Raw genomic sequence first — 19,805 nt, 5'->3', positions numbered from 1 at the left:
GCGTAATCCACCCCTGTTCAGATCCGCGGAGATAGAAGTGGTGGGTTACGCTTTGCGGTCTGCGCTTCGCGCAGTCCGCAAACCTAACCCACCCTACGAGATCGTCGTTATTTCAACACCAACCACGCCGGCGCGTGATCGCTCGCGCCATCCTCGGCACGCACCTTCTTGTCGACACCGGCTTTCGCGAGGCGTGAAGCCAGGGCAGGGCTGAGCAGCAGATGATCGAGCCGGAGCCCCGCATCGCGAGGCCAGCGGTTTCGCTTGTAATCCCAGAACGTGTAGATGCGCTTGTCCGGATATAGCGCGCGGATCGCATCGCACCAGCCTTGTTCGACCAGCGAGGCAAACGCCGCGCGGCTTTTCGGCTGGATCAACGCATCCTTGTCCCACGAACGCGTCGGATAGATGTCGATTTCAGTGGGCGCGACGTTGTAGTCGCCGGCGAGCACCACGGGCAGGTCCTGCTTGATGAAGCTTTTCGCGTGGCGCCTGAGGCGTGCGAACCAGTCGAGCTTGTAGTCGAATTTCGGTCCCGGCTGCGGATTGCCGTTCGGCAAGTAGATGCTGGTGACGATGATGCCGCGCACCGCGGCCTCGATGTAGCGCGCCTCGTGATCGTCGCGGTTGCCCGGCAGGTGATCGCGTGTGAGCACCGGCTCGGCGTTGCGGGCGAGGATGGCGACGCCGTTCCAGGTCCTTTGTCCACACCACACTGCGCCGTAGCCGGCCTTTTCGATGGCTGCGGCCGGAAATTCGCCATCACTTGCCTTCAACTCCTGCAGCGCGACGACATCGGGCTTTGCCGCGCGCAGCCATGCCAACAGATTGGGCAGGCGGCGGTTGACGTTGTTGATGTTGAATGTCGCGATCTTCATGTAGAGCTACCGGCTCCTGCCTTCCGTCTCCGGAGAAACAATGTCCAAGTTGAGCTTTGCCGCTATTGCGTTCGTCGTCGCGTTCTCCGGGGCCACTTCGGCACAGTCAGCCGAAACGCGCGGCGCGTGCAAGGCGGACTATGACAAATTCTGCGCCGGCATCGCGCCGGGCGGCGGCATCGTCGCCTGCCTCAACGCCAAGCGCGACCAGCTCAGCGCCACCTGCAAGGCAGCGCTGGACAGCAGGAAGAAGAAGTAGGCGCGGGTGGTTTAGCTCGGCAGCGGCGGCGGGGCCGCCGGCTGCTCGATCGGCGGCGGTGAGGGCGGCTGCTCGGCTGCCGTCGCCGGAGCCGGCTTTGCCAGCGGCTCGACCACATTGCCGCCCTTGTAGACGCGGGCATAGCGATGGCCGAGGCTGGTCAGCACCTCGTAGCCGATGGTGCCGAAATGATGCGCGAGCTCGTCGACGGTGATGCCTTCGCCGAGCAGCGTCACCATGTGGCCGCGACGTACGGCGTTCGGCGGCAGATCCGTGATGTCGATCGCAATCAAATCCATGGAGACGCGGCCCGCGACGGGGCAGCGTTTGCCCGCGACGATCACCTCGGCTCCGCGGGTGCCGTCGTTGGAGCTGGCGGCGCGGAAATAGCCGTCGGCATAGCCGACCGCGATGATCGCCAGTTTCGTCGGCCGCCGCGCGGTCCAGGTGCCGCCATAGCCGACGCCCTCGCCGCGCTCGACATTGCGGATCTGCACGATGCGCGCCTTGAGGTCGACCACCTGTTGCATCGGATTGTCGGCCTCCGGCGTCGGGTTGACGCCGTAGAGCGCAGCGCCCGGCCGCACCAGATCGAACTGGAAGGGTGCGCCAAGGAAAATACCGGACGAGTTGGCGAGCGCCGCCGGCACGCCGGAGAATTCGCTGGCGATGCCGCGAAAGGAAGCGAGCTGCTTGGCGTTGACCGGGCTGTTGAGCTGCTCGGCCGAGACCAGATGGCTCATGACGAGCGTGATGCCGTGATCGCCGGCATTGATGCGGGGGATGATCGCCTGCGCTTCCGATAACGTCAGCCCGAGCCGGTTCATGCCGGTGTCGATGTGGATCGCGGCGCCGCCGTTCCAGCCGGTGCGGCGGCAGAACACGTCCCATTCGGCGAGCTCGTTGAGATCGCCGATCACGGGCCGGCAGTTGATCTGGGCGTAGTGCTCGCCGGTGTTCTGGAAATAGCCGCCGAGCACGTAGATCGTGGGCTCCGGCACGGCCGCGCGCACCTTGCGCGCTTCCTCGATGGTGGCGACGAAGAAGGTCTTGCAGCCGGCCTTGCTCAGCGCGCGCGCGACCTGCTCGGCACCGCAGCCATAGGCGTCGGCCTTGATCACCGCCGAACATTCGGCCGGCACCGCGGTCTTCTCGAGCTTGCGCCAGTTGGCGATGATCGCGTCGAGATCGACGGTGAGCACGCCGCCGTAAGCAGCGAGCGCGGCAGCCTGGTTGGCTTCCGCGGAGAGAAGGCCGGATTGCGGGTTCATTTTCGGATCGGACGCCATTGTCATGGCGTCGTTTTACGCAAGAGACCCGCGCGGTTCAACCCAAGGAAACTGAGAAGCACTCAGTAGTCGTTGCCGCTGCGAGCCGGCAGCTGACTGTCAGGCGCGAGGTCGCCGAACCGCGTGACCGAGGCTTCGAACGCCAAATCGACGGTGCCGGTCGGGCCGTGGCGCTGCTTGCCGATGATGACTTCGGCCTTGCCGTGCGCAAGACTCATGTCAAGCTGCCACTTCTCGTGTTCAGGCGTGCCTGGGCGGGGCTCCTTCATCGCGAGGTAATATTCCTCGCGGTAAACGAACAGGACGACGTCGGCGTCCTGCTCGATTGATCCGGATTCACGCAAGTCGGAGAGCTGCGGCCGCTTGTCGTCGCGGGATTCGACCTGGCGCGATAGCTGGGACAGCGCGATCACGGGAACGTTGAGCTCCTTGGCGAGCGCCTTCAGGCTGGTCGTGATCTCCGTGATTTCCTGCACGCGGTTGTCACTCCGCTTGCCCGAGCCCGACAGCAGCTGGATGTAGTCGATCACGAGCAGGTCGAGGCCCTTTTGTCGCTTCAGTCGGCGCGCGCGCGCCATCAGTTGCGCGATCGACAGGCCACCAGTCGCGTCGACATAGAACGGCAGCGACTGCAGCTCGATCGAGACTTCCCGGATCTTGTCGAAATCGGCTTCCGAGATGCCGCCGCGGCGGATGTGGGAGGAGGGAACGCCGGTGCGCTCGGCCACGATACGCGTGGCGAGCTGGTCGGCCGACATTTCACAGGAGAAGAAGCCGATCACGCCGCCATTGGCGGCCTTCGTGGTGCCGTCGGCCTGGAGTTCCGGAACGTAGGCCTTGGCGACGTTGTAGGCGATGTTGGTCGCCAGCGACGTCTTGCCCATGCCGGGACGTCCCGCGACGATGATGAGGTCGGAATGCTGCAGGCCGCCCATCTTGGTGTCGAGGTCGCGCATGCCCGTCGAGATGCCGGACAGCTTTCCGTCGCGCTGGAACGCTTTTGCAGCGAGGTCGACTGCGACCGCCAACGCCTGCGAGAATTTCTGGAACCCGCCGTCATAACGGCCGGACTCGGCGAGTTCGTAGAGCTTGCGCTCGGCGTCCTCGATCTGGGCCCGGGGCTGGAAGTCGACCGGCGCGTCATAGGCGACGTTGACCATGTCCTCGCCGATGCCGATCAGGTCGCGCCTGAGCGACAGGTCGTAGATGGTGCGGCCGTAGTCCTGGGCGTTGATGATGGTGGTCGCTTCGGCGGCAAGCCGCGCCAGATATTGCCCGATGGTCATGCCGCCGACATCGGTATCGGCGGGCAGGAACGTCTTCAGCGTGACGGGTGTGGCGATCTTGCCCATCCGGATCAGGCTGCCGGCGGTCTCGAAGATGGTCTGGTGCAGCGGCTCGAAGAAATGCTTCGCCTCCAGGAAGTCGGAGACGCGGTAAAAAGCATCGTTGTTGACCAGGATCGCGCCCAGAAGGCTCTGTTCCGCCTCGATATTATGCGGCGCGCTCCGATAGGCGGGAGTTCCGGCTTCGGGCGCGAGTTTGAGGACGTTCGAATCAGTCAGGGCCATGATCGCGCGTGCTTAGCAATTTTCTTGGGCAGATGCGGGGCCGGGATAAAGCGCCGCCTCACGCCAAAGCGGAAGCGAAAGCTGTCCGCTATCAACCGCTCAGTTAAAATGGTGGATGATTAGCAGCCGCAGCATGCGCCGCGCTTGACGGATTTTGGCGGAACTCGCCCGTCCCAAGGCGGCCGGGTCCCACGCCATGGAAAAATCCTGAAACCGTGAACCTCGGGGATGGGCGCGCAGACCTATTCGGGAAGCGCGCGGAATGACGCGCGCGCTGGCCGCCTTGGGCTCGGCTTCAGACCAGCAGGAGGTAGACCAGCGCAACCAGCGCCGCCCCGACGCCCGTGGCGATCAGGGCGTAATCGGTGCGGAGGTCGTCCTGCACGTCGAATGAGGTTTGGGTCTCTTTGCTCATGGCGACGGTCTAGGCCGGACCCGACCAGACTTATGTGAAACAGATCACATCTCCCCGGATTCTTTCGGGGTAGGGCCGGAACAGGCAGGCGGGCAGGGAATTGTCCCAACCCGCGACGGGAAGACGAGGCAGGCGATGCGGCCAGAACGGCAGCAACAGATCTGGCGGAGCGAGGCAGGCAGCCGGCTTTGGCTGTCCGGGCTGATTGCGGCCATGCAGCACGCCGAGCGCCCCGAAGTGCGCCGCCAGCCGGTCGCGCCCGAGATCCTGGCCGAACTGCGGGCGCAATTGGCGTTAACGGCCTCTTTCCGCGCGTCCCCGATATCGACGCTGCGTCACTAGAACCTATTCACCTGCGAGTTTCAGCCTTGTCCTGGCGCCGCCTTCGATGGCGCGCAGGCGGGCTTCATTGCGTGCGATGTAGTCACGGGTTATCGGGACCACGCCCTGGCGCTTGGTGAGCTGGACCTGGAAGTTCATCATGGCCTGCTTGCGGAACGTCATCTCGCAGGCCGCCAGATAAAATTCCCACATCAGCGCGAAGCGCTCGTCATAGAGCTGCACGGCCTCCTCGCGCCGGGCCATGAAGCGCGTCCGCCAGGCTTTCAGCGTCTCGGCGTAATGCAGACGCAGGATCTCGATGTCGCAGACCAAGAGGCCCGCACGCTCGATCGCCGGCAGCACCTCGGACACAGCGGGGATGTAGCCGCCGGGGAAGATGTATTTGGCAATCCAGGGATTGGTCGAATCCGGCCCTTGCGAACGGCCGATCGAGTGCAGCAGCATGATGCCGTCCTCGCTCAGCAGTTCGGCGCAGCGCTGGAAGTAGGCATCGTAGAACCTCGCCCCGACGTGTTCGAACATGCCGACCGAGACGATGCGGTCAAATGGCCCGTCGATGTCGCGATAGTCCTGGAGCAGGAATCTGGCCGATCCGGTCAGGCCCTTTTCGATCGCGCGCGCATTGGCGATCTGCAGTTGCTCGGTCGACAGCGTGACGCCGGTGACGTCGGCGCCTGCGATCTCCGCGAGATAGAGCCCGAGCCCGCCCCAGCCCGAGCCGATGTCGAGCACGCGCTGGCCGCGCTTGATGAGCAGCTTAGCGGCGATGTGGCGCTTCTTGGCGAGCTGCGCATCGTCGAGCGTCGTGTCCTGCGTCTCGAAATAGGCGCAGCTATATTGCTTGTCGGCGTCGAGGAACAGCGAATAGAGCCGGGCGTCGAGATCGTAGTGATGGGCGACATTGGCGCGGGAACGCGAGCGCGGATTGAATTGCTTCAGGTGTCGCGTCAGGTAGCGCAGGTGCCACCAGGGTTTTGCCCACTGCGGCAATAGGTCGGGTTGATCGAGCAGGATCGCGAGGGCATCAGCTATGGTGCCGCGTTCGACCACGAACTCGCCGTTCATATAGGCCTCGCCAAGCCCGAGCTCGGGGTTGACGAGGATCTTCCGCTCCGCCTCAGGGGTGACGAAGCGCACTGCGACCGGCTCGCCAGAGCCGTCGCCGACAGTGAACTTCGATCCCGCCGCCGTGGTCACCGTCATCGACCCGCGACGGATGAATTGAGACAAGAATCGACGCAACAAACGGTCCATCGACACCTTCCTCTCGAGCGAACCCGAAGAGATGCGATCAAGCCGGCTTTTCACATCTGACGCCCAGGTCCCGCTCGGGTTCCTATGCGTTTGCATCTAAATTTAGGGAGGCTGTTCCGGACCCGCTATTGCGTTGTGTTCAATGCGGATATTCGAAAAGCGCTTAACCACACCTTGCGTGCGGAGCCTGCTTCCATTCGCGGCTCAATCCGCTAAAAGGTGACCCGCCCGCGCGCCGGATTGCCGGCTGTGTGGAAAATCAATGGAGATGATGGGAATGTCGAGCCGAGCGCTTAGCCTCGCGACGGTATTGCTTCTGATCGGCTTCGGCGCGACCGATGCCGTCCTTGCGCAGGCGACGAACCTCGAGGCCGGCAAGACCCCGTCCCAGCTCTTCGCGCAAACCTGCAATGCTTGCCACAAGAGCCCGCGCGGGCTGCTGAAGTCCGTCGCGCCGGGCTCGCTGCCGGGCTTCCTGCGCCAGCACTACACCACGAGCTCGGACATGGCGGGCATTCTCGCCTCCTATCTCGTCTCCAACGGCGCCACCGACACCCGCTACCAGGCCAAGGACGGCAAGAAGGACGGCGCCAAGGAGAAGGAAGCCGCCACCGCGCCTGGCCAGGCGTCCGAACATCAGGGCCGCCGTCAGCGCTCCCAGGAAGCCGCCAAGCCGGAGGGCGAGGGCGCAGCTCCGCCTGCCGAGGGCCGCCAGAAGCGCGCCGCGCGGCCAGCCGAGGAGAGCGCAAGGCCCGAGGGCCAGCCGGCGCCAGAGGGACGCAAGGGCAAGCGTCGCGGCAAGCCCGGGACCGAGGATGCGCCGAAGGTCGACGCCGCCGCGCCGGCCACTGAAGACAAGAAGAGCGAGCCGAAGCCGGAGGCCAAGCCCGAGACCGCGAAGGTGGACTCCGGTGAAGCCAAATCCGAAACCAAGCCGTCCGAGAAGCCCGCCGAGGCCAAGCCTGATACCGCCAAGGTCGAGCCGCGCGGCAGCGAAGCTCCGGCGCTGCGGCCCGATCCGGTGCCGCAGGTGAGCCCGGCTCCGCCAGCCGCCGCAAAGCCCGCCGAGCCGGCCGCGCCCAAGGCGGCGGAAGAGGCGGCTCCCAGGCCGGCTGCGCCTGCCGCAAGCTCCGAACCGACGGCCAAGCCGCAGGAGGCGGCGCCCGCGACCGCTGCGGCCCCGCCGCCGGCGGAATCCTCCGGCCCGCCGACCCCGCCGATCTCGCGGTAAGCCCACATTTTCCGATCGATTTGCGAAGGCCGCCTCATCGCGGCCTTCGCGTCGTCTTGACCGCAATTAGAGCTATGCTCTAGAGTATCACTCTAGGAGGTCCGGATGACTGCGAGTGTACGTGACGATTTGTTGGCCGCGGGGCTCGCCGTGTTCGATCGCGTCGGCTTCGAGGGCGCGACCGTGGCGGCGATCCGCACCAAAGCTCGCGCCTCCAACGGCAGCTTCTTTCATGTATTCGGATCGAAGAAGGAGCTTGCGGGCGCGCTGTTCCTCGAGGTGCTCCGGCACTATCACGCTGCGGTGCTGGCGGCGCTCGACCCTGTTCCCGATGCCGAGCAGGGCATCGATCGCCTGATCCGGGCACATCTTGACTGGGTCGTCTCGAGCCGGCGCGAGGCGCGCTATCTCTTCGAGATCTCGCGCAACGAATGGGGCGAGGACGTCCGCGACGCCCAGCGCGCGCAGAATGCGCGGCTCGCTGAAGGCATCGAGCGCTGGCGCGCGCCGCTGGTTGCAAATGGCGAGCTGCTGCCGATGACGCCGGTGATGTTCGTCAGCCAGCTGATCGGCCCGGCGCAGATTTTTTGCCGTGCCTTTCTGTCGGGCCGTGATCGCGCCGATCCACGCGGCGAAGCGGCCACTCTGATTGCCTGCGCCATCCGCGCGCTGCGCCCGGCCGATCGCATCAACAAGCAATAAGGAGAGGCCTCATGCCAGCCGAAGCAGATCCCGAGTTCGAGCCGATCGCCGCGCGCATCCACGCCAATGTCGGCCGGCAGGGATTTATGAACCTGGTCGGCGCCGAACTGTCGGATCTGTCGCGCGGTACCTGCACCATCGCGGTGGAGCGGCGGCCGGAGCTGTTGCAGCAGCACGGTTTCTTCCACGGCGGCGTCACCGCCTTCCTGGTCGACAATGCCACGACGATCGCAGCGGCGACCTCGCGCGGCCAGCCGGCGCTGACGGCCGAATACAAGCTCAATTTGTTGTCGCCCGCGGTCGGCGAGAAGCTGATCTGCCGTGCTAGGGTGATCAAGCCGGGCCGTCAGGTCTCGGTGGTCGCCGCCGATGTGTTCTGCGTCAGTGACGGCGTGGAGAAGCATACGGCAACTGCGCTCGCCTCGATCGCGATGCTGAGCGAGGACGTCGGTGCCAAAACGAAAAGCCCGGCCGCCTGAGGCGACCGGGCTGATCTAGATCTCGTCATTCCGGGGCGATGCGAAGCATCGAACCCGGAATCTCGAGATTCCGGGTTCGGTCCTGCGGACCGCCCCGGAATGACGGTATTCGGCTTACTTCTCTTCCGCAGCCGGGGCAGGCTCGACTTCGTCGTGCTGGGCTTCCGGATCGAAGAACTCGCCAGCGGCGGCGATCGCCTCGGCGGCCGCGTCGCGGTCCTCGTTGCGGGTCGAGATGTCCTCGCCGCGGTTGATGCGCTCGGCCTCGTCCTGGCTGCGCGCAACCGTGACGGTGACCTCGACCTCGACCTCGGGGTGAACGGCGACGGTGATTGCGTGCTTGCCGATGGTCTTGATCGGAGCGTCGAGCTGCACCTGCGGACGGGCCAGCGAAACGCCGTCGGCCTCGAAGGCGGAAACCACGTCGCGCACCGTGACCGAGCCGAACAGCTGGCCGGCTTCAGAGGCCTGACGGATCACGATGATGTTCTTGCCCTCGATCTTCTCGGCAACCTTGGACGCTTCGGCCTTGGAGGCGAGGTTGCGGGCCTCGAGGTCGGCCTTCATGCCGTCGTACTTGGCCTTGTTGTCGGCGGTGGCGCGCAGCGCCTTGCCACGCTTGAGCAGGAAATTGCGGGCATAGCCGTCGCGAACCTTCACGACTTCGCCCATCTGGCCGAGCTTGTTGACGCGTTCCAGCAAAATGACTTCCATATTCGTTCTCCTTTGAAGTGCTCTGGTTTCAGTTTCGGGGTTGGACTTAAGGGGTTGGCAGCGGCGGCGGCTGCCGGTTGCGCAGGAAGCGCTCGCGGAAGCCGAACACGGCGTCCGCAAGACCGAGGATGACCATCGCGATGACGGGCCATCCGAACACGACCACGACGGCATAGGTCGAGCCGAGCCAGAAGGTGCGGCTCTTCAGCGCCAGCGTCAGCGTATGCAGCACGGCAAAGCCGGTTAGCGCGTAGCCCATCATCAGCGCGGCCGTCGTGATCTGCGCGACGATCGCGAGCAGCCCGCCGGTGAAGCAGAAGGCGAGCGCGATGCAGAGCGCGACCAGCGTCATCGGTGGCAGCTCCGCCGTCTTCAGATCCGGCCAGGGACGGCGTAGCCGGCCCGATGTCGCCGTGACCTTGGCGCTGAGCCAGAGGTTGAGGGTGAGCGTCATCATCGCGACGATGGTCGCTGCGGCCGGCGCGATGCGTACCAGCGCGTCGACGAGCTGGCTGGCCTCGGCGGAGGTCTGCGGATCGGTGGAGCGGAGGATGCGCAGCAGGCCGCGCTGCAATGTGCCGGTGATGGTCTCGGCGTCGGTGCCGAGCGTGAGCAGGGCCGCGATCGTGGTCAGCGTGGCGAAGCCGGCGATCCACAGCAGCAGACGTCCAACCGGATACCACTCGAGTTCGGGCTCGACTGGCGGCTCGGCGGCGGAAGCGTCCAGCGCGACCGGGCCGACCTGCCGGCTGAGCAGGACGAGATGGCCGAGCCACCAGGCCGGCAGCGCGACGGTGACGGCGAAAGCGATGCAGTAGGGCAGGCCGAACAGGGCGCCAAGGCCGATCGCAGCCGTGATGCCGCCAAGGCTCGCGCAGAGCGGTCCCCAGCCGATCGAAGCCACCATCAAAGGCAGCGGTGCGAGATAGAACAGGACGAGCGAGATCAGCGCGCCCGACACGATCGAGGCGAACATCAGGGCCGACGCAGCGCCGGCGATCAGGGCTATCAGTCCAAAGGCCATCATCAGCTGTCCCGCTCCCCTTGAGCGGTTAGAGGCGTCTTGCCCCAACCATCGGCGACCGGACGACCCGGAAGCCTTATGAGTTCAAAAGAGTGCGGCCGGCGGCGATATCGCCGCCGACCGAATTCGTCTTAGCGAATGACGTAGGGCAGCAGGCCCAGGAACCGCGCGCGCTTGATGGCGCGGGCGAGCTCACGCTGCTTCTTCGCGGACACCGCCGTGATGCGGCTCGGCACGATCTTGCCGCGCTCGGAGACGTAACGCATCAGCAGCTTGGAGTCCTTGTAGTCGATCTTCGGAGCATTGGCGCCCGTGAACGGGCAGCTCTTGCGACGACGGAAAAACGGACGGCGTGCACCAGCTTCAGCCATTGATCTTACTCCCCATCCGTCGTGGTTTCAGCTTCTTCGCGCGGACGGCGCGGGCCGCGATCACCGCGGAAGCCACCACCGTCACGATCACCGCCACGGAAACCGCCCTCGCGGTCGCCACGGAAGCCGCCTTCGCGCTCGCCGCGGAAGCCGCCGCCACGATCGTCGCGCTCGCGGTCACGGTCGGCCTTGCGCATCATCGCGGACGGGCCTTCCTCCAGCTCTTCGACGCGGACGCTGAGATAGCGGATCACGTCCTCGCTGATGCGCTCCTGGCGCTCGATCTCGGCGATCGCCGCGGACGGCGCGTCGATGTTGAGCAGCACGAAGTGCGCCTTGCGGTTCTTGTTCATGCGGTAGGTGAGGGAGCGAACGCCCCAATTCTCGGTCTTGGTGACCTTGCCGCCGAGCCCCTCGACGATACCGGTCATCTGCGCAGTCAGCTCTTCGACCTGCTGCGGGCTCGCGTCCTGACGCGCGAGAAAAACATGCTCATAGAGAGCCATGGTGGTCCTTTCCTCATGTTGGCGCATCGCCCGGCGTCAAGCCCTTAAGAGGCCTTCGGAAAGGACTCTGGGATTAAGCTCAGAAGGCGGAAACACGGGACGACGGGCCGACTGGCCCTGCCACACCAAAATCACGAATGATTTGTTGAGACCGTCCGTTCAGCTCCCGGCCGGGGTCTGCGGATGCGCGCTTTATACGGATTTTGACCGGCTTTGCAAGGTTCGGGGGCGCGTTTTCGGCCCGGACAGTCCCGGTCCCGGCGAGTTTAGTCGGCTCTGGATACCAATCTGGCTTGATTTATTTGTTTGTATAGCATACAAATAAATCGACGGGAGGATCCAATGGCAGACAAATCTGCCCACGCGCCATCCGAGTCGGCCGCCGGCGACCCCAAGCACGCGGCGCGCGCCACGCGCTCGGCCGGCCGCAAGATGCGCTCGTTGCTGCTGGACGCGGCAAGCCCGCTGTTCCGGGAGCGGGGGCTGTCGGGCGCCTCGATCACCGACATCGCGGCCGCCGCGAACGCATTCCCGAGCCAGATCACCTATTATTTCCGCACCAAGGAGGCGCTGTTCGTCGAATGCGCCTGCCGCGACCTCCTGTACCTGGCCCGCGCGACCGAGCAGGCCGCGCTGACGGCGCGCACGCCGCGGGAGTACACCCATGCCCTGGCCGAGACGGTGACGGCGAGCGATTCGGTCGCTTTCTTCGCCGAGGCCCTGACCCTGACACGTCGGCGCCAGGATCTGGCGCCGCTGGTCGAGCGCACCATCGAGCGCCTGCACGCCGAGGGCGCGCGGGCCTATGCCGGCCAGGTCGCGCGCCACGGCTGGCGCTCCCTGCGTGCGCCCGACGAGAGCTCGCGGCGGTTCTGGGCCGTCGCGATCGGCGTCATTCTCGAAGGCTATGCCATGGGCCGCTCGCCGGACGAGCTCTGCGCCGAGATGCTGCGCGTGCTTGGTGAGCAGGCGAAGTCCACCGGCGAGGCTGCGCGCCTGCGCCTCGTCGACGACGGCAATGCATCGACCCCTACGGATGAGGAGAGCTAGGCCATGACCGCGCTTCGCATGCGTGCCCGTGATTTCCTGACCGACGATCAACTGGCTGACGTGCGCCAGCGCGTGACCTGGAAAGGCGTCGCGCTGATCGCGCATGCCTGGGCGCTCATCATTGGCGCGATTGCGCTGGTTGCCTGGTGGCCCAATCCGCTGACTTACATTTTCGCCGTCGCCGTCATCGGCTCGCGCCAGCTGGGCCTCGCAATCCTGATGCATGATGGCGCGCATGGCTGCCTGTCCGCCGACGAGAACACCAATCTGACGCTGAGCCAATGGTTCTGCGCCTATCCCATCTTTGCGGAGACACGCGCCTATCGCCGCTACCATCTCCAGCATCATGCGCGCACCCAGCAGGAGGACGATCCCGATCTCGTGCTGTCAGCGCCGTTTCCGATCACGAAGCTGAGCTACCGCCGCAAGTTCATTCGCGACATCACCGGACAGACCGGTTACCAGCAGCGCAAGGCGCAACTGCTCAATGCGCTCGGCCCGAAGGACTGGCCGTGGCGGCAGCGTCTTTCGCATTTCTGGGACAAGCTCGGCCCGCAATGCATCGTCAATGCCGTGATGTTCGCTGGCCTCGCGGCGGCCGGCGTGTGGTGGGCCTATCCGCTGCTATGGCTGGTGCCGTTGCTCACCTGGATGATGGTCATCACCCGCATCCGCAACATCGCCGAGCATGCCGTCGTGCCTGACAGCAGCGATCCCCTGCGCAACACCCGCACCACGCATGCCAATTTTCTCGAGCGGTTGTTCATCGCGCCGTATTACGTGAACTACCACCTCGAGCATCATCTGTTGTTCTACGTGCCCTGCTACAATTTGCCGAAGGTGCATCGCCTGCTCAGCGAGAGCCGGCATGCAGGCCGCATGGAGGTGCAACCGAACTATGCCGCCGTGCTGCGGCTTGCGACGGCCAAGCCGAACCGCGACGACCGGCCGGGACAATTGGCGAGCAGCGCGCGCCGGGCGCGGGCCGGCGCCGAGGTCGGTGCGGATCAGAAGGCAGGTGGATTCTAGCAGGCCAGCGCTGGAGCCTGGGCGACGGGGGCGAGAGGCACGACCTCGGCAACGAACGCGACGTTGCGGTGGATCACGAAAGCACCTTTGCCGCCGCGCTTGGCTTCGTACATCGCGCGATCGGCGGCGCTCAGCAGTTCGTCTGCGGTCGTCCCGTCGCGCGGCGCCGATGCGAGCCCGATGCTGGCTCCGACGCGGACCGCTGGTGCAAATTCGAATGGTTCAGAGACGCTCGAGATGATCCGCTGCGCCACGATGGCGGCTTCGCTCTCCGTGATGTGAGGCAGCAGCACGACGAACTCGTCGCCGCCGAGCCGGCATACGACATCGGCGTCGCGCACGCTGGCGCGCAGGCGCTTCGCCACCGCGACGAGAACGGCATCGCCCGCGGCATGTCCAAACCTGTCATTGACGCCCTTGAAGCCGTCGAGATCGACGCAGAACACGGTGAGCTTCGATGCGGCAGAGGCTGCATCCGGCCACGGGCCGTCGAGCATCTCGGCGAACAGTTTCTGGTTGAGGGCGCGGTTGGGCAGACCGGTGAGCAGGTCGTGATGCGCCATCAGGCGGTTGTTGCGCTCGGAATGGTGAAGGTCGAGCAGAATCTTGTGGTTCTCCAGCAGCAGGAAGATCATTCCCGCCGTGTAGACCGGCGTTTGCAGGCCGATGATGAACAGGAACGGTACCGGCGACATGATCGTCGCGAGCGCGAAAGGCAGCGTCAGGATGCAGATCAGGAGGATGCCGTAGCGCGGTGTGCCGGCGTTGCGCGACGCGATGCCGCCGACGAGGTTCGCGAGGCCAATGCCGGCCATCAGGATCAGAGGCATGACGCCCGAAGCGACGCATTGATAACAGCCGGCCGAGATCAGGATGACCGATGCGAGCCCCGCCCAGATCGGCGAGACGTTCACCGGCGCCCGCCGGTCACGCTTCGCCTTTGCAAGGGCTCTCATCATCAGCGAGATACGTGTGCTCCCGAGGACGATTTCCGCCAGCACCCAGGCATAGGCCCAGGCAGCGCCCGTCAGCGCCGCCGATAGCGAGGCGATCAGCAGCGATGCCCCACCGCCACCACCAGTGTCCTGGTCTTGTTCGTCCGCTGCTGCAGCAATTCGTTGTGGATGTCGTCAGGCTGCGGGCGTGGCCCTGCGAGCAGCCAGTCGACGCAGGCCTGCAATGGAAGCCACGGCTGCCGGGTTTGCCCGGCAGAAGCTGAGGCCATCGATCTCTGTGGGACCATTGTTGCCATGGCCGCAACCTAAGGCGGCCGGTATTTAAGGCCGCTTAAGTCCGGGAACCAAGTTCCCGACAGCGTAAACGCTTTGCAGCGAAGCGGCTGGCAGGCCCGATTGGTGCAGGGCAACGAACGGGTTTTGGGGCGGGATGCCTGTCCCGGAGGGCCCGTCGCGGCTTGACAGCGCGGCCCCGGTCGTTGTCTACGGCCCCCTTCGGAGCATGATCGGGAACCAAGGCTTGGGGCCGGACGTAGTCGGCTGCCGGCTCTCGATACAACGGCTCAAGTGATCCAGGGGAGCGCCGATGACGGCAGCATTCACATTTCCAGGGCAGGGGTCCCAGGCGGTTGGCATGGGCAAGGCCCTGGCCGACGCCTTTCCGGCGGCGCGCGCTGTGTTCGACGAGGTCGATGCCGCGCTTGGGGAGAAGCTGACGGCCACCATCTGGGATGGCCCGGCCGAGACCCTCCAGCTCACCGAGAACGCCCAGCCGGCGCTGATGGCGGTGTCCATCGCCACCCTCCGCGTACTGGAGGCTGAAGCCGGTTTTTCCGTGGGGCGGGACGCAGCCTTCGTCGCCGGCCACTCGCTCGGCGAATATTCGGCGCTGGCTGCGGCCGGCAGCCTGACGCTCTCCGATACTGCCCGGTTGCTTCGCACCCGCGGTCTTGCAATGCAAAAAGCCGTGCCGGTCGGCGCCGGTGCGATGGCCGCACTGCTCGGCCTCGACTACGAGGCCGCCATGGAGGTCGCAGGCGAGGCGGCGCAGGGCCAGGTCTGCCAGGCCGCCAATGATAATGGCGGCGGGCAGGTGGTGGTCTCCGGCGACAAGGCGGCGGTCGATCGCGCCGTGGAGATCGCCAAGGGCAAAGGCGCCAAGCGCGCCATGCTGCTGCCGGTGTCCGCGCCGTTCCATTGCAAGCTGATGCAGCCGGCCGCCGATGCGATGGCCGAGGCGCTAGCGAAGGTCACGATCAAGGCGCCGGCCGCGCCGCTGGTCTCGAACGTGCTGGCGACCGCCATCACCGATCCCGACGAGATCCGCCGACGCCTGGTCGAGCAGGTCACCGGCACCGTGCGCTGGCGCGAGTCGGTTGCCTATATGGCCGGGCAGGGTGTCACCCGTTTCTTCGAGATCGGCGCCGGCAAGGTGCTGACGGGACTCGTCAAGCGTATCGCCGATGGTGCCGTCGGTGTTGCCGTGGGCGGACCGAACGACATTGCCGCCGCCAAGGATGCATTGGCCGCTGCGAAGCAGGCTTAAGTTTACGCACGATCTTTCCGGAAAACCGCTGCACACTTTTCCGGATCGTGCTTTGGAGGAGTTTTCAATGTTCGATCTGACTGGCAAAAAGGCGCTCGTCACCGGCGCGACCGGCGGCATCGGCGGCGCGATCGCGCAGGCGCTGCATGCGCAGGGTGCCACCGTTGCGATCTCGGGAACGCGCAAGGAGGTGCTGGATGAGCTTGCCGGCAAGCTCGGCGAGCGCGTTCACGTGCTGCCCTGCAATCTCTCCAAGGCCGACGAGGTCGAGGCGCTGGTGCCCGCCGCGGAAGCCGCGATGGGGCAGGTCGACATTCTCGTCGCCAATGCCGGCATCACCCGCGACAACCTCTTCGTGCAGCTTCGCGACGAGGACTGGGAGGAGGTCATCAACGTCAATCTGACCGCGACCTTCCGCCTGGCGCGTGCCGCCACCAAATTGATGATGCGCAAGCGCTTCGGCCGCATCATCGCGATCACCTCGGTGGTGGGCGTCACCGGCAATCCCGGGCAGGGCAATTATACTGCATCGAAGGCGGGCCTGATCGGAATGATCAAGACTCTCGGTGCCGAATACGCCAAGCGCGGCGTGACCGCGAACTGCATCGCGCCCGGCTTCATCAAGACGCCGATGACGGATGCGCTGAACGACAAGCAGCGCGAGACGATCCTGACCAAGGTTCCGGCTGCCCGCCTGGGTACGCCCGAGGACATTGCCGCCGCCGCCGTCTACCTGAGTTCGAACGAAGCGGCCTATGTCACCGGCCAGACCATTCACGTCAATGGCGGCATGGCCATGATCTGACGCCCTCGTTCTGCACCGCCCACATGGGCGGTGCGGGATGCGGCAAACGGCCGTTTCCGGAGCGAAATGAGGCTTGTAGTCAAGGCAATTGAAGTATGATAACCGGACCTTCAACGGATGGGCAAAGAACGCCATTGCAGGTTTTTGAAACCCTGTATATTGGCGATGCGGTGCCTTGGCCGTCGTTCGCCGGGCCCTGCATCGGTTGAGATGGGGCCAAATCTAAAGTTCGTAAGCAAAGGCAAGTAACACGACCACGACGGCTCGTATCGTCCCGGGGGGTCGGGTCTACAGGGAACAACACGAGGTTAAGCAATGAGTGACATTGGCGAGCGGGTTAAGAAGATCGTGGTCGAACACCTTGGTGTTGAGCCCGAGAAGGTTGTCGACGCTGCGAGCTTCATCGACGACCTCGGCGCCGACAGTCTGGACACCGTCGAGCTGGTGATGGCGTTCGAAGAAGAATTCGGTTGCGAGATTCCGGACGACGCTGCGGAAACGATTCTCACCGTCGGCGACGCCACGAAGTTTCTCGAGAAGAACGCGAAGAGCTAAGGCTCTTCATTTTCGCGGGGACAACAGTTGAAACCGGACGGGCCGCTTCGCAGCGGCCAGCCGGTTTCTTGTTATTGGCCGTGAATCTTTCGATGCGGAGTTTTCGGATATGAGGCGGGTTGTCGTCACTGGTCTCGGCATGGTGTCGCCGCTCGGCTGCGGCGTCGAACCGACCTGGAAACGCATCCTCAACGGCGAAAGCGGTGCGCGCCCGATCGAGAGCTTCGATGTCTCCGATCTTCAGACCAAATACGCATGCACCGTCGTGCGCGGCGACGGTACCAACGACAGCTTCAATCCCGACAAATGGATGGAGCCGAAAGACCAGCGCAAGGTCGACGACTTCATCGTCTTCGCCATGGCCGCCGCGGGCCAGGCGCTCGACGATGCCAACTGGCATCCGGAATCCGAAGAGGACAAGTGCGCCACCGGCACCATGATCGGGTCGGGCATTGGCGGCCTCAACGGTATCGCCGACACCGCGATCCTGCTGAAGGAGCGGGGACCGCGCCGGGTGTCGCCGTTCTTCATCCCGGGCCGCCTGATCAATCTTGCCTCCGGCTACGTCTCGATCGCGCACGGGCTGAAGGGGCCGAACCATTCGGTGGTCACGGCCTGCTCGACCGGCGCCCATGCGGTCGGCGATGCCGCCCGCCTGATCGCGCTCGGCGATGCCGACGTCATGGTCGCCGGGGGCGCCGAATCGCCGATCAGCCGCATCGGCATTGCCGGCTTCAATGCCGCGCGCGCGCTCTCGACCGGTTTCAACGACACGCCGGAGAAGGCCTCGCGGCCCTACGACAAGGACCGCGACGGTTTTGTCATGGGCGAGGGCGCCGGCGTTCTGGTGCTCGAGGAACTCGAGCACGCGCAGCGCCGCGGCGCCAGGATCTACGCCGAGGTGATCGGCTACGGTCTGTCGGGCGATGCCTATCACATCACGTCGCCGTCGCCCGATGGCGATGGCGGTTTCCGCAGCATGTCGGCGGCGCTGAAGCGTGCCGGCCTGACGCCGTCCGATCTCGACTACATCAACGCGCACGGCACCTCGACGCCGCTCGGCGACGAGATCGAGCTCGGCGCGGTCGAGCGGCTGCTCGGCAACGCCGCCTCCAAGATTGCGATGTCCTCGACCAAGTCGTCGACCGGCCATCTCCTCGGCGCGGCCGGCGCAATCGAGGCGATCTTCGCCATTCTCGCGATTCGGGATAATGTCGTGCCGCCGACCATCAACCTGGACAATCCGTCGGTCGAGACTGCGATCGATCTCGTGCCGCACACGGCGAAGAAGCGTGAGGTCAACGTCGCGTTGTCGAACTCTTTCGGTTTTGGCGGCACCAATGCGTCGGTGATCGTCCGGCGTTTGGCCAGTTAGTTTGCGTTTGAGACGAATCCACCGTTTTGCCGCATTCGGCGATAGTCATAGAAGTGGGCGCGTGCATTTGGCTGGGCAAGCGATTGTCAGGCCGCGGTTGAACCGGCAGGATTCAGGTTGCTTCGATGAGTGAAAGGCCGCCCATTTCGCCCCGGAGTCCGCGGGCAGCGCTCGAGCCCGAGCAGGTTCCGCCGCCGCCGAAGCGATCGGAGCGCGCGCGCAACCCCTTCGTGGTCGTCGGCAATGCCATCATCACCCTGCTGCTGATCGCCATGCTCGGCGCCGGCGGCGTGTATTATTACGGCCGGCAGGTGTTGGAAGCACCCGGGCCGCTGAGGGAAGACAAGATCGTCAACATCCCGCAGCGTGCCGGCAAGCGCGACATCGCCGAGACGTTGAACAAGGAAGGCGTGACCGACGTCAATCCGTGGGTGTTCATCGCCAGCGTCGCGGCGCTGAAGGCGAGCTCGGACCTCAAGCCGGGTGAGTATTCGTTCCAGAAGAACGCATCGCTGCGCGACGTTATCGCCACCATCGTCGAGGGCAAGGTGGTGCAGCACGCCGTGACGATCCCGGAAGGCCTGACCTCCGAGCAGATCGTGGCGCGGCTCTCCGACAACGACATCTTCACCGGCAGCGTGCGCGAGCTGCCGCGCGAAGGCACGCTGCTGCCCGAGACCTACAAATTCCCGCGCGGCACCACGCGCGAGCAGGTGATCCAGCGCATGCAGCAGGCGCACAAGCGCGTGCTGGCGGAGATCTGGGAGCGCCGCAATCAGGACGTTCCGGTCAAGACTCCCGAGCAGCTGGTGACGCTGGCCTCGATCGTCGAGAAGGAGACCGGCAAGCCCGACGAGCGCAGCCGTGTTGCCGCCGTGTTCGTCAATCGCCTGAAGCAGAAGATCAAGCTGCAGTCCGATCCCACGATCATCTATGGTCTCGTTGGCGGCAAGGGCACGCTGGGACGTCCGATCAAGCGCAGCGAGATCACGCAGCCTTCGCCCTACAACACCTATGTGATCGACGGCCTGCCGCCGGGCCCGATCTCCAATCCCGGCCGCGCCTCGCTGGAAGCCGCCGCCAACCCGGCCCGCACCCGCGACCTCTATTTCGTCGCCGATGGCACCGGCGGGCATGCCTTCACCGAGACCTACGACGCGCACCAGAAGAACGTCGCCAAGCTGCGGGCGATGGAGAAGCAGATCCAGAACGACACGGTCGAGCCGGCCGAGGATGCGCAGTCCCCGGCGGGCGCCGCGCCCGGTGCCGCCGACGCGCCGACTGCGACCACGCCGGCGCGGCCCAACCAGCAGAAAAAGCCGCCGGCGACGCGCCCGGCCAATCCAGCCAATCCCGCGCCGGCCCGGCAGGGCGCGGTGCAGTCCTCGCCGCCGGTGGTCCAGCGTTAGGCAGCTCATACCTGCCTACGGGACTTTGCGGATTCCACTTTCCTG

General features: G+C 65.2%; 22 protein-coding genes. 12 read left to right on the top strand and 10 right to left on the bottom strand.

Annotation, left to right across the window (positions count from 1 at the left end; genetic code table 11):
• Positions 1-107 precede the first annotated feature (107 nt).
• Entirely contained in the window at positions 108-878 is a 771-nt protein-coding gene (locus tag JQ603_RS05940; RefSeq protein ID WP_212337294.1) for an exodeoxyribonuclease III, read from the bottom strand.
• A gap of 40 nt (positions 879-918) precedes the next feature.
• Here JQ603_RS05940 and JQ603_RS05935 point away from each other — a divergent pair, with 40 nt between their 5' ends.
• The gene (locus tag JQ603_RS05935) at positions 919-1,137 is read left to right on the top strand and encodes a hypothetical protein (protein ID WP_211408389.1); all 219 of its coding nucleotides are present in this window, start codon (positions 919-921) and stop codon (positions 1,135-1,137) included.
• 11 nt (positions 1,138-1,148) lie between these two features.
• On the opposite strand, the gene alr is transcribed toward JQ603_RS05935, so the two are convergent.
• The gene (alr, locus tag JQ603_RS05930; RefSeq protein WP_433996622.1) at positions 1,149-2,408 is read right to left on the bottom strand and encodes an alanine racemase; all 1,260 of its coding nucleotides are present in this window, start codon (positions 2,406-2,408) and stop codon (positions 1,149-1,151) included.
• 80 nt (positions 2,409-2,488) lie between these two features.
• Positions 2,489-3,997, bottom strand: a complete 1,509-nt coding sequence (locus JQ603_RS05925; RefSeq protein ID WP_212337292.1) for a replicative DNA helicase — start codon at positions 3,995-3,997, stop codon at positions 2,489-2,491.
• 550 nt (positions 3,998-4,547) lie between these two features.
• Between JQ603_RS05925 and JQ603_RS05920 the strand changes: the two genes are divergently transcribed.
• Entirely contained in the window at positions 4,548-4,754 is a 207-nt protein-coding gene (locus JQ603_RS05920) for a transcriptional regulator (protein WP_212337290.1), read from the top strand.
• A 3-nt stretch (positions 4,755-4,757) separates the two neighbouring features.
• Here the strand turns inward: JQ603_RS05920 and JQ603_RS05915 are convergent, their stop codons facing one another.
• Positions 4,758-6,008 (bottom strand): SAM-dependent methyltransferase, encoded by a 1,251-nt coding sequence (locus JQ603_RS05915; RefSeq protein WP_212337288.1) that lies wholly within the window; start codon positions 6,006-6,008, stop codon positions 4,758-4,760.
• Positions 6,009-6,285: 277 nt separating this feature from the next.
• Here JQ603_RS05915 and JQ603_RS05910 point away from each other — a divergent pair, with 277 nt between their 5' ends.
• The 3 genes from JQ603_RS05910 (at position 6,286) to JQ603_RS05900 (ending at position 8,420) form a co-directional block, all read left to right on the top strand.
• Complete coding sequence (locus JQ603_RS05910) at positions 6,286-7,239, top strand: hypothetical protein (protein ID WP_212337286.1); 954 nt, start codon at positions 6,286-6,288, stop codon at positions 7,237-7,239.
• Between the two features lie 105 nt (positions 7,240-7,344).
• On the top strand, positions 7,345-7,941 hold the full coding sequence (locus tag JQ603_RS05905) for a TetR/AcrR family transcriptional regulator (protein ID WP_212337284.1): 597 nt from the start codon (positions 7,345-7,347) through the stop codon (positions 7,939-7,941).
• A gap of 11 nt (positions 7,942-7,952) precedes the next feature.
• Positions 7,953-8,420, top strand: a complete 468-nt coding sequence (locus JQ603_RS05900; protein WP_212337283.1) for a PaaI family thioesterase — start codon at positions 7,953-7,955, stop codon at positions 8,418-8,420.
• A gap of 114 nt (positions 8,421-8,534) precedes the next feature.
• Here the strand turns inward: JQ603_RS05900 and rplI are convergent, their stop codons facing one another.
• The 4 genes from rplI to rpsF all read right to left on the bottom strand — a co-directional run bounded on the left by rplI (position 8,535) and on the right by rpsF (position 11,035).
• Complete coding sequence (rplI, locus tag JQ603_RS05895; RefSeq protein WP_212337282.1) at positions 8,535-9,134, bottom strand: 50S ribosomal protein L9; 600 nt, start codon at positions 9,132-9,134, stop codon at positions 8,535-8,537.
• 46 nt (positions 9,135-9,180) lie between these two features.
• Positions 9,181-10,161 carry a DUF2232 domain-containing protein gene (locus JQ603_RS05890; protein ID WP_212337281.1) on the bottom strand — a complete coding sequence of 327 codons (981 nt, stop codon included), beginning with the start codon at positions 10,159-10,161 and terminating at the stop codon, positions 9,181-9,183.
• Positions 10,162-10,289: 128 nt separating this feature from the next.
• Positions 10,290-10,529, bottom strand: coding sequence for a 30S ribosomal protein S18 (gene rpsR / locus JQ603_RS05885; protein WP_007592020.1), 240 nt, complete (start codon positions 10,527-10,529; stop codon positions 10,290-10,292).
• Positions 10,530-10,534: 5 nt separating this feature from the next.
• Positions 10,535-11,035 carry a 30S ribosomal protein S6 gene (gene rpsF / locus JQ603_RS05880; RefSeq protein ID WP_028171082.1) on the bottom strand — a complete coding sequence of 167 codons (501 nt, stop codon included), beginning with the start codon at positions 11,033-11,035 and terminating at the stop codon, positions 10,535-10,537.
• 342 nt (positions 11,036-11,377) lie between these two features.
• Between rpsF and JQ603_RS05875 the strand changes: the two genes are divergently transcribed.
• Positions 11,378-12,085, top strand: coding sequence for a TetR/AcrR family transcriptional regulator C-terminal domain-containing protein (locus JQ603_RS05875; protein WP_212337279.1), 708 nt, complete (start codon positions 11,378-11,380; stop codon positions 12,083-12,085).
• Positions 12,086-12,088: 3 nt separating this feature from the next.
• Positions 12,089-13,114, top strand: a complete 1,026-nt coding sequence (locus JQ603_RS05870) for a fatty acid desaturase family protein (protein WP_212337277.1) — start codon at positions 12,089-12,091, stop codon at positions 13,112-13,114.
• Here the strand turns inward: JQ603_RS05870 and JQ603_RS05865 are convergent.
• Positions 13,111-14,073 (bottom strand): GGDEF domain-containing protein, encoded by a 963-nt coding sequence (locus tag JQ603_RS05865; protein ID WP_212337275.1) that lies wholly within the window; start codon positions 14,071-14,073, stop codon positions 13,111-13,113. The genes JQ603_RS05870 and JQ603_RS05865 overlap by 4 nt on opposite strands.
• Before the next feature lie 92 nt (positions 14,074-14,165).
• Positions 14,166-14,339: a hypothetical protein gene (locus JQ603_RS05860; RefSeq protein WP_212337273.1), complete on the bottom strand. Its 174-nt coding sequence runs from the start codon at positions 14,337-14,339 to the stop codon at positions 14,166-14,168.
• A gap of 317 nt (positions 14,340-14,656) precedes the next feature.
• Here JQ603_RS05860 and fabD point away from each other — a divergent pair, with 317 nt between their 5' ends.
• The 5 genes from fabD (at position 14,657) to mltG (ending at position 19,760) form a co-directional block, all read left to right on the top strand.
• Positions 14,657-15,616 (top strand): ACP S-malonyltransferase, encoded by a 960-nt coding sequence (gene fabD, locus JQ603_RS05855; protein WP_212337271.1) that lies wholly within the window; start codon positions 14,657-14,659, stop codon positions 15,614-15,616.
• A gap of 67 nt (positions 15,617-15,683) precedes the next feature.
• Complete coding sequence (gene fabG / locus JQ603_RS05850) at positions 15,684-16,421, top strand: 3-oxoacyl-[acyl-carrier-protein] reductase (RefSeq protein WP_211408377.1); 738 nt, start codon at positions 15,684-15,686, stop codon at positions 16,419-16,421.
• Positions 16,422-16,736: 315 nt separating this feature from the next.
• Positions 16,737-16,976 (top strand): acyl carrier protein, encoded by a 240-nt coding sequence (locus tag JQ603_RS05845; RefSeq protein WP_008130699.1) that lies wholly within the window; start codon positions 16,737-16,739, stop codon positions 16,974-16,976.
• A gap of 109 nt (positions 16,977-17,085) precedes the next feature.
• Positions 17,086-18,351: a beta-ketoacyl-ACP synthase II gene (fabF, locus tag JQ603_RS05840; protein ID WP_212337270.1), complete on the top strand. Its 1,266-nt coding sequence runs from the start codon at positions 17,086-17,088 to the stop codon at positions 18,349-18,351.
• Positions 18,352-18,476: 125 nt separating this feature from the next.
• A complete protein-coding gene (gene mltG / locus JQ603_RS05835) occupies positions 18,477-19,760 on the top strand; it encodes an endolytic transglycosylase MltG (protein WP_212337267.1) in 1,284 nt (427 codons plus the stop codon).
• The last annotated feature ends 45 nt before the right edge of the window (positions 19,761-19,805 follow it).

Source organism: Bradyrhizobium liaoningense (assembly GCF_018130825.1).
GTDB lineage: Bacteria > Pseudomonadota > Alphaproteobacteria > Rhizobiales > Xanthobacteraceae > Bradyrhizobium > Bradyrhizobium liaoningense_B.
This window is presented reverse-complemented; position numbering and strand designations above follow the sequence as displayed.

What these genes read in the sequence shown, in the direction of transcription:
- JQ603_RS05920 (WP_212337290.1), top strand. Translation starts at nt 4,548, where the DNA reads ATGCGGCCAGAACGGCAGCAACAGATCTGGCGGAGCGAGGCAGGCAGC.
- fabG (WP_211408377.1), top strand. Translation starts at nt 15,684, where the DNA reads ATGTTCGATCTGACTGGCAAAAAGGCGCTCGTCACCGGCGCGACCGGC.
- rpsR (WP_007592020.1), bottom strand. Translation starts at nt 10,529, where the DNA reads ATGGCTGAAGCTGGTGCACGCCGTCCGTTTTTCCGTCGTCGCAAGAGC.
- JQ603_RS05905 (WP_212337284.1), top strand. Translation starts at nt 7,345, where the DNA reads ATGACTGCGAGTGTACGTGACGATTTGTTGGCCGCGGGGCTCGCCGTG.
- JQ603_RS05865 (WP_212337275.1), bottom strand. Translation starts at nt 14,073, where the DNA reads ATGATGAGAGCCCTTGCAAAGGCGAAGCGTGACCGGCGGGCGCCGGTG.
- JQ603_RS05860 (WP_212337273.1), bottom strand. Translation starts at nt 14,339, where the DNA reads ATGGCCTCAGCTTCTGCCGGGCAAACCCGGCAGCCGTGGCTTCCATTG.
- JQ603_RS05935 (WP_211408389.1), top strand. Translation starts at nt 919, where the DNA reads ATGTCCAAGTTGAGCTTTGCCGCTATTGCGTTCGTCGTCGCGTTCTCC.
- fabD (WP_212337271.1), top strand. Translation starts at nt 14,657, where the DNA reads ATGACGGCAGCATTCACATTTCCAGGGCAGGGGTCCCAGGCGGTTGGC.
- JQ603_RS05925 (WP_212337292.1), bottom strand. Translation starts at nt 3,997, where the DNA reads ATGGCCCTGACTGATTCGAACGTCCTCAAACTCGCGCCCGAAGCCGGA.
- alr (WP_433996622.1), bottom strand. Translation starts at nt 2,408, where the DNA reads ATGAACCCGCAATCCGGCCTTCTCTCCGCGGAAGCCAACCAGGCTGCC.
- JQ603_RS05940 (WP_212337294.1), bottom strand. Translation starts at nt 878, where the DNA reads ATGAAGATCGCGACATTCAACATCAACAACGTCAACCGCCGCCTGCCC.
- JQ603_RS05915 (WP_212337288.1), bottom strand. Translation starts at nt 6,008, where the DNA reads ATGGACCGTTTGTTGCGTCGATTCTTGTCTCAATTCATCCGTCGCGGG.
- fabF (WP_212337270.1), top strand. Translation starts at nt 17,086, where the DNA reads ATGAGGCGGGTTGTCGTCACTGGTCTCGGCATGGTGTCGCCGCTCGGC.
- JQ603_RS05870 (WP_212337277.1), top strand. Translation starts at nt 12,089, where the DNA reads ATGACCGCGCTTCGCATGCGTGCCCGTGATTTCCTGACCGACGATCAA.
- rplI (WP_212337282.1), bottom strand. Translation starts at nt 9,134, where the DNA reads ATGGAAGTCATTTTGCTGGAACGCGTCAACAAGCTCGGCCAGATGGGC.
- JQ603_RS05845 (WP_008130699.1), top strand. Translation starts at nt 16,737, where the DNA reads ATGAGTGACATTGGCGAGCGGGTTAAGAAGATCGTGGTCGAACACCTT.
- JQ603_RS05875 (WP_212337279.1), top strand. Translation starts at nt 11,378, where the DNA reads ATGGCAGACAAATCTGCCCACGCGCCATCCGAGTCGGCCGCCGGCGAC.
- JQ603_RS05910 (WP_212337286.1), top strand. Translation starts at nt 6,286, where the DNA reads ATGTCGAGCCGAGCGCTTAGCCTCGCGACGGTATTGCTTCTGATCGGC.
- JQ603_RS05890 (WP_212337281.1), bottom strand. Translation starts at nt 10,161, where the DNA reads ATGATGGCCTTTGGACTGATAGCCCTGATCGCCGGCGCTGCGTCGGCC.
- mltG (WP_212337267.1), top strand. Translation starts at nt 18,477, where the DNA reads ATGAGTGAAAGGCCGCCCATTTCGCCCCGGAGTCCGCGGGCAGCGCTC.
- rpsF (WP_028171082.1), bottom strand. Translation starts at nt 11,035, where the DNA reads ATGGCTCTCTATGAGCATGTTTTTCTCGCGCGTCAGGACGCGAGCCCG.
- JQ603_RS05900 (WP_212337283.1), top strand. Translation starts at nt 7,953, where the DNA reads ATGCCAGCCGAAGCAGATCCCGAGTTCGAGCCGATCGCCGCGCGCATC.